Annotated in this window: 13 protein-coding genes and 1 pseudogene; 2 read left to right on the top strand and 12 right to left on the bottom strand. The window is 36.9% G+C overall.

Going from position 1 to position 11,930, the window contains the following annotated elements; translation table 11 throughout:
- Positions 1–347: 347 nt before the first annotated feature.
- The 9 genes and pseudogenes from DSM106972_RS34010 to DSM106972_RS33970 form a co-directional block, all read right to left on the bottom strand.
- A complete protein-coding gene (locus DSM106972_RS34010) occupies positions 348–1,256 on the bottom strand; it encodes a DMT family transporter (RefSeq protein WP_127084839.1) in 909 nt (302 codons plus the stop codon).
- A gap of 115 nt (positions 1,257–1,371) precedes the next feature.
- Positions 1,372–2,361 (bottom strand): 2,3-diaminopropionate biosynthesis protein SbnA, encoded by a 990-nt coding sequence (sbnA, locus tag DSM106972_RS34005; RefSeq protein WP_127084838.1) that lies wholly within the window; start codon positions 2,359–2,361, stop codon positions 1,372–1,374.
- Positions 2,362–2,797: 436 nt separating this feature from the next.
- Complete coding sequence (locus DSM106972_RS34000) at positions 2,798–3,166, bottom strand: hypothetical protein (RefSeq protein WP_127084837.1); 369 nt, start codon at positions 3,164–3,166, stop codon at positions 2,798–2,800.
- Positions 3,167–3,291: 125 nt separating this feature from the next.
- Positions 3,292–3,771, bottom strand: coding sequence for a DUF2808 domain-containing protein (locus DSM106972_RS33995; RefSeq protein ID WP_127084836.1), 480 nt, complete (start codon positions 3,769–3,771; stop codon positions 3,292–3,294).
- A 231-nt stretch (positions 3,772–4,002) separates the two neighbouring features.
- On the bottom strand, positions 4,003–4,488 hold the full coding sequence (locus DSM106972_RS33990; protein WP_127084835.1) for a DUF2808 domain-containing protein: 486 nt from the start codon (positions 4,486–4,488) through the stop codon (positions 4,003–4,005).
- 266 nt (positions 4,489–4,754) lie between these two features.
- The gene (locus tag DSM106972_RS33985) at positions 4,755–5,234 is read right to left on the bottom strand and encodes a hypothetical protein (RefSeq protein WP_233787938.1); all 480 of its coding nucleotides are present in this window, start codon (positions 5,232–5,234) and stop codon (positions 4,755–4,757) included.
- Between the two features lie 417 nt (positions 5,235–5,651).
- Positions 5,652–6,035: a hypothetical protein gene (locus DSM106972_RS33980; RefSeq protein ID WP_127084834.1), complete on the bottom strand. Its 384-nt coding sequence runs from the start codon at positions 6,033–6,035 to the stop codon at positions 5,652–5,654.
- Positions 6,036–6,375: 340 nt separating this feature from the next.
- A pseudogene (locus DSM106972_RS33975) lies at positions 6,376–6,621 on the bottom strand (CemA family protein); the annotation flags it as partial.
- A gap of 236 nt (positions 6,622–6,857) precedes the next feature.
- Positions 6,858–7,778 (bottom strand): DUF8832 domain-containing protein, encoded by a 921-nt coding sequence (locus DSM106972_RS33970; protein WP_127084833.1) that lies wholly within the window; start codon positions 7,776–7,778, stop codon positions 6,858–6,860.
- A gap of 419 nt (positions 7,779–8,197) precedes the next feature.
- On the opposite strand from DSM106972_RS33970, the gene DSM106972_RS33965 reads away from it, so the two are divergent.
- Both DSM106972_RS33965 and DSM106972_RS33960 read left to right on the top strand, forming a co-directional pair.
- Entirely contained in the window at positions 8,198–8,392 is a 195-nt protein-coding gene (locus DSM106972_RS33965; RefSeq protein ID WP_127084832.1) for a heavy-metal-associated domain-containing protein, read from the top strand.
- 160 nt (positions 8,393–8,552) lie between these two features.
- Positions 8,553–8,966 (top strand): heavy metal-responsive transcriptional regulator, encoded by a 414-nt coding sequence (locus tag DSM106972_RS33960; protein WP_127084831.1) that lies wholly within the window; start codon positions 8,553–8,555, stop codon positions 8,964–8,966.
- Positions 8,967–9,367: 401 nt separating this feature from the next.
- Here the strand turns inward: DSM106972_RS33960 and DSM106972_RS33955 are convergent, their stop codons facing one another.
- The 3 genes from DSM106972_RS33955 to DSM106972_RS33945 form a co-directional block, all read right to left on the bottom strand.
- On the bottom strand, positions 9,368–10,006 hold the full coding sequence (locus tag DSM106972_RS33955; protein WP_127084830.1) for a glutathione S-transferase family protein: 639 nt from the start codon (positions 10,004–10,006) through the stop codon (positions 9,368–9,370).
- Between the two features lie 244 nt (positions 10,007–10,250).
- Complete coding sequence (locus tag DSM106972_RS33950) at positions 10,251–10,832, bottom strand: DUF924 family protein (protein ID WP_127084829.1); 582 nt, start codon at positions 10,830–10,832, stop codon at positions 10,251–10,253.
- A gap of 306 nt (positions 10,833–11,138) precedes the next feature.
- Entirely contained in the window at positions 11,139–11,921 is a 783-nt protein-coding gene (locus tag DSM106972_RS33945) for a class I SAM-dependent methyltransferase (RefSeq protein ID WP_127084828.1), read from the bottom strand.
- Between the last annotated feature and the right edge of the window lie 9 nt (positions 11,922–11,930).

The following is an 11,930-nucleotide window of genomic DNA, read 5'->3' as shown; positions in this document are numbered from 1 at the left end:
GTATACAAAACTACATAAATTTACATTTTTCTTAAAAAACGTTGTTTAAGGAAAACTCCATAGACTCTTTTGCCTAATTGGTGTTAGAGGAGTTGTCAAAGCCAATTTTTTAAACAAAGAGTCTACAGGGCTATTACTCATCTTTGCAGGTAAAAATGAAATCAGGATGAAATATTAGCTATTATGAGCAGAAAATTACAGTACTAATGTTCGCGACGGTGGTAAACTTTTTGTGGTACATATAGCGCGACTTGTTTCTAGTTTGCCATTAGGGTTAATTTATATAAAGCACTTGTATAAAAATGGAGTTGCAGCCCTGGTAATATTATGTCTAAATAAATTTTAAATCAGCGGTAGATAAACAATAACCCTACCCCCGCAACAGCAACAAGTACACCAAGAATTGCCCGTGTAGAAACGACATCACCCAAAAAGAAAGTAATTGGGATTACAAACAGTGGACTTGTAGCACCTAAAGATTTAGCAACACCAGCAGTAGTAAATTTGAGGGAAATCTGTTGTAGCCAAAATCCTAAATAAGTGCTAAGAAATGCACATAAAGCAATAATACCCAATAGCTTCCCAGAACGTAATTCTTTTACTGGTATGCCAACTGGTTTCCGTTCTAGCATTAGCCAAAATAATAGTATTAATGCTCCTCCTATCAGTCGCACCATTGCGCTCCATAAGGGAGTAACGTTTGTGTCAGTGAGCGCAGCACGAGAAAAAACGGCACCTAATGCATCTGTAAAGGCAGAAAGAAGGGCAAAACCGATACCAGGATAGAGTTGTTTATTTGTACTCGTGGCACTTGTAGCTCGTTCGCTAATTACCCAAGCAATACCTAAAACAGTTAACAAAATGCCTATCCAAGCCGTATATGAAAGTTGCTCTTTTAAAAATACTACAGATACAATTGCAGCGAAAGGTGGTCCCAACGTTTTCAGTAGTAGTGTGCGGCGTGCCCCTAAGCGGTTCAATGCAGAAAAATAAGCAGTATCACCAATACCAATTCCAACTGCACCGCTGAGAACTAAGAGTATAAAAGGGATTACGTTTATGCTTGGTAGTAACTGCTGACCACTGAGTAGAATTGTAAAGATAATCAAAGCAATCGCAATCCCTCCTTTACTTAAATTCATCAATAAAGGAGGAATTTTTTTACCCAGTTTACTGTAAACTATTGAAGTAAGCGCCCATAAAAACGCTACTCCTAACGCTGCTAATTCTCCTTGAAAATTTGTTAGAAAAAACATTCACAATCCTTAAGGTGGTTTTTTAGAAATATCCGAAGAAAAAGTTATGAGCTAAGAATTTGGAAAGAGCATTCATAACTCATAACTTAATGACTTAATTAGCGAGGAGACTTTTTTAAGCAAGCACTGGCGGTATTTGAATCTGAGCTTCCATTGTACGACGTTGAATTTTTGCTACCCAAGCATCGTCATAAACTAAATCAAGATAGCGTTCACCCCGGTCTGGAAATAGTGTCAGGACGCGATAATATTTTGGAAAAGTAGGAAGAAGTTTTTGGATAGCGGCAACTACAGAACCAGATGAACCACCAGCAAAAATACCTTCTTTTGTCACTAATTCACGGCATCCTCGCATCGATTCTAAATCATCGACATAGACGACTTCATCTATTTCCGCCTTATTTAAGAGTTCAGGAACACGACTCGAACCAATACCAGGTAATTCACGAGGTGCAGGATTAGCTCCAAAAATTACAGAACCAGCAGCGTCAACAGCAATAACTCGTAATTTGGGAAACTTTTCACGTAGGCGCCGAGCTACTCCTAAAATTGTTCCTGTAGTACTAACAGCAATGACAAGGCAATCAAGATTACCATCTAAATTCTCAATTATTTCGCCACCAATCCCATTGTAATGTGCTTGCCAATTCAGTTGGTTAGCATACTGATTAACCCATAAACTGTGAGGAATAATCCTGCGTAATTCATGCACTCTCTGAATTCGCGTTTTCAGATATCCTCCTTGGTCATCTGGCTCTTGTACCATATCAATATTGGCGCCTAATTGCCTCAGAATTTGCAAGTTAGTCGGTGATATTTTTGGGTCTACTACGCAGGTGAAGGAAAGCTTATAAAGCCTTGCCATCATTGCTAGTGCAATACCTAAATTACCAGATGTGCTTTCAATCAAATGAGTTTTGTTTGTAATAGTACCGTCTTGCAGCCCCTTTTCTACAATAAATCTAGCGGGACGGTCTTTAACGCTACCACCCGGGTTTAAAAACTCTAGTTTTGCAATTACATCAAGACCTTCTTGAGGAAATAATCGGCGCAGACGAACTAGCGGTGTTTCGCCAATACAGCTTACTATTGAATCATGAATCATTTCATTACTCTCTTACTGAAAATTAGAACAGATCAATTCTTATTTGGTTAAAATGTAGCAGGATAACCAAATTTGTACTCACAAATAATTTTTGAACAATTAGCTTTACACCCATTTATTATCTTTACAGCTAAATATGAAATTAGGATGAAAAGTATTGTTTTAAATTAAATTCAGTATAATATCACTAATTGTTAGTTAAATAACATTCAATTCAGAAAAATAAAAGAAATAATCAATATCACTATTAATATAAGAAAAACTCAGTATACTCCCTGCGTAACTTAGCTTAAGTAAGTGTGGTGTAGTGTAGAAAAGCCAATTAATGAAAAAGGCTTGCAGGGAGTATACTGAGTGGCTAATATTAGATGATGACACCTAATTATGAAATCAAGATGAAATACTAGTGATTTTGATAAAATTGATAAATCGGTAGTTATTTACTGCCTTGCAACATTTTTCTGTTGCATTCTTGCAGCATTTGCATTCTTGTTACAGTCGCTCCACCAGTCGGTCTTGCGGCAGGTAACTCGCAACCTCCTGCGGCTGATTGTATGGCGCCTCGTGGAGTATTTTTGTAACACTGTTGTAAAACTTGGAGTCTTAGAGAGGTTGCTCCACCAGTCGGTTGAGCTGGGGGAACAGAGTCACATGCACTCCTGCTGAAACTACTTTGCTGTTGTGTACTGGTGTTGGGTAATTCTTGTGACTGTGCGTAAACAGCAGTACTAAAAACAGCATTAAACAAAGCCAATCCTAAAGGAATTGTAAAAATAGATGCACTACGGATGATTATTGTCTTCATAGCTAAAATCACAAAACAGAATTTAAAGGTAAATTACTTGGTTACTTCAGATGAAACCGGGAAGTTAACAAGGGTAGGTTAAATTCACATCCTACCCTACGATTACTAACTCACTTATTTGCAACTTAGTCGCGATAAGTTTGAACTCTAGCTAAACCTAGGGGTATATCTCCATTCATACCGACCATTTTAGTAGATACCCGATAATGCAAAGTCCGACTATAGTCATAAGTGTTAGTAGCATTCACGCCATTCATAAAGATTGTTAATGAGTTTCCAGGTGCTACAGGTTCTGAAAATGCTACTGTTGCTTTTTTATCATTTACTGAAACTGTCGCAGGAATTTTTTGACCTGATTTATTTTTAACTGTAATTCCTTTAAAACTTACATCTTCTGGTATATCAATCGTTAGTTCTGAAAGAGCTTTGCCTTGAACATGAACATCAAACTTATGAGTAGCATCTGGAACTAAAGCATCTAGAGGAACAGCAGCACTTTTCCCTAAATGAGTTATGTTCGCATCATTTGGACTTTTTGCCCAAGCAGAAGGAACTGTAGATGCAATAACTAATGTAAAAGCTGTAGCATAAATTAATTTATTCATCTCTACTCTCCTGGTTTAATCTAGTTAATTGATAGCCTCTATATTTATTATTATGATAGGTGTTTATGAACTAAGCATGAAATTTCAAGTATCAATTTTATTTTTTTTCAATATACATTTTGATTATTACTTGTAAAAATTTCTAATAAAATTACTAAAAAATTATCCTAAATTATCTTGTTAAAACAAAATAATTTAGGATAATAATTACTTTTTGAAAAAATGGGAAAATTAATTTATACGAAATCTTGCTGTACCTATAAACATTTCTGTAGAACTGCCAGCCAGTTTAGCTTTGATATTATAGATAGGCCCATTACCACGAAATGGTTGCTTGACATTCTTAATATCAATTTCTAACTTAGTGTCAGAAGCAACTGGTTCCGCAAATGCAATTAGTATACTCTTGCCAGTAGTAGAAATACTCACGTTAACTTTCTTTCCGTTCTCATTCGTTACTACAATATCATTAGCATTATTACTCCAAGTTAAAGTATTTGGAACTTCAATATCTAACTGAGAAACACTTGAACTATTTTTTGGGATATGCACACGAAAAGTATGCCTAACAGTTGAAAAGCGAGTTGGAGGAAATTGTGAATTACCATCAATATGGGGAAACGTACCATTATTATTTTTAGCACTTGCGTAACTTATCGGAATAAAAAACGTAGCAGTAATGGCGCCTATAGCAGTGTAAATTAGTGATTTTTTCATATCCGCTCCTTATTGAATCAATAAAATTAGCAATGTTTCAGACTCATTCTTAATGATAAACCTGTTATCAATTAATACTTAAAAATATGGTCAGACCAAAATCAATCACCTTATACTAAAACTTTCATAAAAGCAGGTGAAGTTAATAACTGGCTTACAGTTGACTAATTTTCATATTTAAAGGCGTTTAACCAAAAAGGTTTTCTACCTCTATTTATTAGTCTGACACGTAAAAATGAAATCAACGTGAAATTTATACGAGTTCTCTAAAATTTTTGAAATCGAACTTGACCTATAGGGATTTCTACATCGCTTCCAATGACTTTAGCTAATAAATTGTAAACAGTCCCGGATGCATCGGTTGGTTGTTGCACTCTATTCAGTGAGACTAAAATCTTACTAGTACTAGAAGTAACCGCTTCTGGAAAAGTAATGATGATTTTTTTATTATCAACAGAAATATCTATGTTAACTTTTTGAGCTTTATCATCAAATACGCTGATATCATTACTTACAGCTACATTAGAGGGAGTTTCGACTATTAGCTGCTTTAAAGGTTTGCCATGCTTAGGTACACGTATTTGAAAAGTTTGTTTAACAAGCTGCCACCGAGTTGGAAATAATTGCGTATTATTCTCAGTATTATTAGACTTAGTATCATTTGTCTTAGCGGTTGCATAACCTGTAGAGATAATAGCTACAGCACTTATAGTCAATACACCAACATTAATTAACTTTCGCATCATCTTGACTGCTATAATCAAAAATACTTTCAACTAGAATAGCGATTCACCCTTGATGAATGAATCCTTCTTTAACTAGCTTGGCACCTTATGATGAAATCAAGATGAAATTTTGGCTTGTGCGCGAAAATGTTTTTGTTCGAGCTAGAGCAAAACGTCAGTGTTGATAGTGTAACGTGTCGGTGCTTATAAGAAACTTGGAAAATAAAGACAATAAAATACTGCTTTGCAAAATAAGATACTTTCAAACAAGCAAAGCAGCTTTACATCTGTAAAAAATTATCGACGGTTAAATGACCTCTTTGATTGTGGGCTAACCCATATTCACAATCACTAACATGGAGGTTTTGACTTCAATAACTAGCTCTTTGTTCTTCCCATGAAAAGTTAAGATGCAAGATGAGTTTCAGTTGAAAATATTTAATGCATGAGTAAGGCAGAGCTAATATTGTTTTCTATAGAAAACCAGTAAATGATAGTTGATAAGACGATTATCCCCATAAATGCAGTTAAAACAAGCATCAGGGATAAATCACGCTGTTTCCATACCCGATTTAGAACAAACCAACTAATAAGCCAAATTACTAATCCTATAATTTCTATACCAGGATACGAACTAATCTCGATTGAATCAGGTATCCAAACTGCCAAATTACTAATAAGTGCTTCTAAAGCTTTAGATTGAGTAGCAGCTTGATGGGCAATTGACATTGCTAAACATCCCATAGCCGCAGAGATTAATGCGGCAGCTGTTGAACCTAAAGGAATAGGTTGTATGTCATTCATTTTTGATTTATCGGTCACAAGTTATCTCCTATAAGCATAGTAAAGCTTGTTTTATGCTCGCTTTCCTAATAAATATTCTCAATTGTTTATCAAAAAGGCAATAAAGGGTAAGTTAATGAAATCAGGATGAAATTTGTAATAAAAGTTACAACACGTAATACTATACCAATCCTAAATGATTTATGAAAAAACACCATATTCGTACAACGCGCGCAAAGTTAGAATTTTGACCATGTATTGATAGCTCAAAGCTTTTTCAGTATTTGCTCACAAATGGCGCCGGATTGCTATATATTTTCAGTTTCTATTTATCTTGTCTAGCTTTAAAAAGGTTATGTAGCCCAGAATACAACAAAATTTATTCATTCATGTTGCGATAGGTAGCAACTGCTGAAGGGGAACTGCGGTTGAGGTAGCGAAAAATCCAATATTTGAAAATAGTATCCATGATAACTGGGACAGTAGCTATAAAAAGTGAAATAAAGCGTTTATTTTCTGGTAAACCATAATGGCTTAAAATATTCCCCAAGATTATTTCCCAACCATAGGGAGAATGATAACCAATAAATATATCTGTAAAAAGAATAATTGCAAAAGCTTTGGCGAATAAACCCTTAACTAATTAGTTTGACAGACCATTATTACATCAAGATGAAATCTATAATGTAATTTTAACTTTAATAAAAAATAGCTTTATAGTTGTAAGCAGACGAAAATAATGTCTACACCTATAAAGCTATGGGGATTTGCAAAACATGAGGAACATGAAAAACATGTTTTTATATTCTATTTTAGAAAATCAAAATGAAATTAAGATGAAATACAGCATAAATAGTAGAACTATTGGACATCAACCCAGAAATCTGCAGTAATAATTTTGCCGTTGCGATTGAACTGTCCCCACATCTTGTATTTACCTGGTTGAGGAAAGCTAGTGATAAAATGAATTTCACCTGGAGGAGTATCTTTCATCGCATGAGCGTGGATATAGTCTGCTTCGGTTAGCGGGGATGATTGTTTGAGGATGACTAAATGTCCTTTTTCACCTAAGTAATTTTGTAAATCTTTAGGTGGTTGGTTGCTTGCAGCATCTAATAAGTTAAAAATTAAGTGTACTTCTTGTCCAGCTTTGATACTTGGTTGAGACAGTTTTAGGTTGGCTTTAGTATTACCGAAAGTTTTAGTAGTAGCTAAATCAATTTTTGGCGGATTTGGGTTTGTACCGGGAACTTTAACTTGTAACGTTGAAACTTGTTCGGCTTTCCCAGCTACTTTGTAATCGCTAAACAGTGTATAACCACCTGGTTGTGGAAAATTGGCTTGAACTTCAAAGCGTCCGTTTCCTTTATATGTAGGATGAATGTGATTAAAAGACTGAAGGTCGTCACTGACAACAATTAAATGCATTAATTTTTCTTGGAATTTATCGAAGTTGGCAATTGGCTTTCCTTCTTTGTCCTTTATATCAATCGCCAAATTTACAGGCGCCAATTCAGTTATTTTTGTTGGAACAGTCAGTTTAGCGATTGCATTTGCAGGCGCCAATTTAGAGTTACCAGAATGACCCCCATGACCAGAGTGAGAATTTTCCTCTGTCCCAGAAGTTTTGGAATCACCCATGTTATGACCTTCGTGAGGATTCGCATCCGCGACAGCAGTTGCACTGCTATTTGGTGTCTGGCTACTGTTTACTTCGCTTGCACAACCAGCAGTAATAACGAGAGTAGAGGTGATGGCAAGTGCAGTCAGAATACGCTTCATTTTTTCTCCAATTAACAAATTTAATTTAAAAAACGTACAATAACAAGCATATTCCAGAAGTAACAAAGGCGCCCTTCATGACAGCCAACTAGTACGTAAGCAGTAGACAATTATCAACAGTGCTTACGTACTGGTAAACCATCATAGCTAAAGTGAATTGAACTCTGAGTCTCCAATAGGGAAGCCTATACTCAGTTTCTCATCCAAAAATGAAATCAGGATGAAATTTCTGCTTTGCTTTAACTCTTTGCACTAATAATTGCAATCTGCTGTAAAGCCTGAAATGATTAACTGGCTTCAAGTCCACGTAATTTCTGGATTATTCGGATTATAAAGTCAAAAATAATTTCCCAAACCCCTTGACTCTCCTGTCCACTGGAGAATTCAAAATAGGATTAGTTCTAACTCGTGTGATTAACATGACACTTCAACTCAAAGTTCCAAACATGGCTTGTTCTGCTTGCGGTGCCACTATTACAGAGGCAATAAAAGCTATTGACCCAACTGCTGCGGTTCAAACTGACCCGAAAAAAAAGTTAGTTAACGTTGAAACCCAAGCATCCAAAGTTGCAATTAAACAAGCAATTACAACTGCTGGTTATTCGGTTGCGTGAGATTGGATTTTTCTGTCTTGCTAATTAATTTATTCCTCCACTGCTTAACCCCGGAGGAATAAAACCAGGCGAAAAATGAATAACATAAAAAGCAAATAATTGGCTCTTTTATTGACCATCAGTTAACTAGACGGTTTAAAATATTGTAGAGGTGTGCGTTATGTTACTTCAAGAAAAAACAAAACAAATAGGCACCGTTGCCAAAGAAAGTGGCGTTCCAATCAAAACTATCCGTTATTACGAGGAAGTAGGCTTGCTAAAAGCATCAGGGAGAACTGAAGGTGGATTTAGATTATTTGACTCTGATGTTTTATCTCGCCTACATTTTATTAAACGCGCTCAAAGTCTTGGGTTAAGTTTATTAGAAATTAAATATTTTTTGGAAGTTCACGATCAAGGTAATTTACCTTGCGACCATATAAAAGAAAAACTGCAATATCAACTAGTAGTAATTGATAAGCGAATTCAAGAACTCCTGATTTTGAAGCAGGAGTTACAAGGTCTTCTTTCAGGATGGGAAGCGGTAACTAAAAATACAGAAACAATAATTTGCCCGATTATTCAAAAAGATTAATGCTATGGCACAAAGTGATGTAACTATACCCAAAAGTTTTCAGGGTATAGTTACAAAACTAATAGTATAGATGTATTTATTTTGCTAATTAGTGGTAAGATTTAATTTGTCAAAAATTATGGTTTACCACTTTTTGATTAAGCTGATATGTACCAACAATAATTGCTTATCCGACAGTCCAAATCGCCGCACCGCTCGCTATAAGCTAATAAACCAATACATTCACCCTGTCTGGAACGCTCTTCGTAAGTGCCATTCTACCCTACATACCTAATTTTGTAAATGTAAAGCGCAGGCTACGCCAACAAAGATTAAATAGTAGCCCTATATGTCTGGCATGGGCTTTCTATAATACTTAAGTTATTGTTATGATAAAGCAACTTTACTACAGAAAGCCCTCCTCATAAATTAGCACCTCTTGATTTTGGCGAAGGTATTGTCACCACCGACACTGGTATGCCAACGTAACCTTTAAGCTTCTTTATTCTGTCAATCCAAGCAACTACATTTGGATAAGCTTCCAAAGAGATACCTCCCTCCGGTGCTAGCTTAACGTATGGGTAACAAGCAACATCTGCAATTGTTGGGCGATCAAGTTCAAGCCAGTTCCGCTCTTGCAAATGTTCGTCCAAAACTTTGAGTATCATATCTGCTCTTTGTTGCGCCAACTCTAGGTCTATCTTCAGGTTAAAAACGAAGTGTAGTCTAGCTGTAGCAAGACCATGTTGGATCTCGTTAGCAGTGATAGATAACCACTGCATAACTTTACCCATAGACTCAGGCTTTATCGGTAGCCAGTTTTCACAACCATAGCGTCGTGCGAGATATACCAGAATTGCCTGGGAATCATGAATGACTAAATCATCATCAATTAGAACTGGTACTTGACCAAGCGGGTTTAGTTTTAAAAAAAGTGGAGACTTATGCTCACCTTCAATGAAATTGACAGGTACAATCTCATGCTCTAGCCCAAGCAGTGACAACATAAGCCGTACCTTATAGCAATTCCCCGATAACTCATAATCGAATAGTTTGATCATTCATTCCTCCGTTTTTATCAAATATGGATATTACAACTTGCATTTGAAGAATATTTACTCCCAACTTTTATCCAGTTAAGGGGTTGTGAAAAATTAATTATATATTCCTGAATTCTGAATTATTTATTCAGTAAAGTAAACAGCAAAAAGAAATATAAATAATTTGGCGTACCTACTTAGCTTATAGATAGGTTGTGATTTAAAGAGAAATTATCCTTCCACTGAATAGATAATTTGGCGAGCATTAAAACGATGAATTTGGCCCCTCCAAAAATTTTGCCTCTTCTGGGGTTGTGGCTCGACAAAAAATAGCGTTGCGATGAGGAAAACGTCCAAAGCATTCAATTACCTCTAAGTGTTGGACAGCGGATGAGGTCATATATACGCTGTCTGGATCGTTACCAAGTTGACGGAACAGTTCAACCGCCTGTCGCTGATGTTCGAGATTCTCGCTGTGTTCAAAAGGTAAATAGATAAACCAGCGCTGAATTTTTAGTAGCTCACGATCAAAGCCTTTGGAGATCGCATACTGAGCCAAAAAAAGCGCTTGTGGATCTGTTGCAAAAGCTTGGGGATTACCGCGAAACATATTCCGTGGAAACTGATCGAGTAGGAGAATCAACGCCAGACAGCCATGAGGAGTTTCTTTCCATTGGTCAAGTTTACCCGCCGCTGCCTTATTATAGTCTTCCATAAAGCGGACTTGAATCTCCCGATCAAAATTTATATCTGGATATTTAGTGAACCAAATCGCGCGACCTTTTTCGTAATCCTCTTCATCTTTTTTTCCAAACCAAAAGTCCAAAATATTATCAACTTGTGACATTAATTCCTCCTGTACATTTAGTGTAAGGTAATATCAAATCCGGCGCCGCGAAATGCTTACCTAATAAGACTTAAACTATACGAGGCGGGCTTTTTAAGACTGGTGTGTACACCGTAGCTTATTAAGGGGGGTTGGGGGATTTGATTTGTTGCAGCTTCATATTAAATCGGTATTAGCTCTTAATTTATGGGAGAAGTGGAGTTTCAAGCCCCCTAAATTTAGGTATTTAAGGGGCTAGAAGAGTTGAAACCTAGTTACTGTTTTGGCTGAGAAATTACTAATTCAGTGGTACGCACTTTTCATCTCTTATTGCTCTTGCTTGAGCAAACGCCACCGAGTTACCATAACATGTGGAATTCGAGAATAGCGCTTCCATTTGTCTGGTTGGTCATTTTGCAACCACTCTGGGGGAACTGGCTCTAGGAGACCATCAAGAATAAAACCTGCGTGAAAGCAAGTCCCAAACAAGTGCCACAATGGTCGATGAAAGAAGGGATGACGTATAGGTTGACCTGGCTTGGCGTTTTCATCCCCTATTGCTGGTTCTATGTAATCTTTTACTAGAACACCTTCCGTACCAAGCCATTGAGTTTGGGTTCCTAGCGAGTTAAAGCACGGATGAGTAACTGAGAATACAAACCGTCCCTCGGTAACAAGCAGGCGACTAAAAGCTCGTATGAGAGGCTCAATGTTTGCCATATCCATAAGTGCCATTGACACTACTGCAGCATTAAATGAGTGTTCTCCCAAAGAAGCGAGTTGATCTGGAACAGTCGCATCTAGGAGTCTATACTCAATGCTACCGTGTGTATCTATAGTCCGAGCTTTGGCACGTTTCAAAAGTTCCTCTGAAAAGTCGCAAGCTAGAACCGATGCTCCTAACTGAGCCAGACTGCGTGCGAAGGTACCGTTGCCACAAGCAATTTCAAGCACCCGCTCACCAGGTTTAATTGCAAGAAGTGTTTCCATTGCAGGGTTAACGACGTATTGATGGGCGATGTCTATATCACCAACTTGATTGTCCCACCATTCTGCATTTGCATTCCAAACATCACGTACACGCTGGTTTATTTCCTTGATTTCAATCATGAGGTACAC

The sequence above is a fragment of the Dulcicalothrix desertica PCC 7102 genome, assembly GCF_003991905.1.
Classification (GTDB): domain Bacteria; phylum Cyanobacteriota; class Cyanobacteriia; order Cyanobacteriales; family Nostocaceae; genus Dulcicalothrix; species Dulcicalothrix desertica.
The sequence above is the reverse complement of the archived record's forward strand: the minus strand, read 5'-3'. Positions and strand labels throughout refer to the sequence as shown.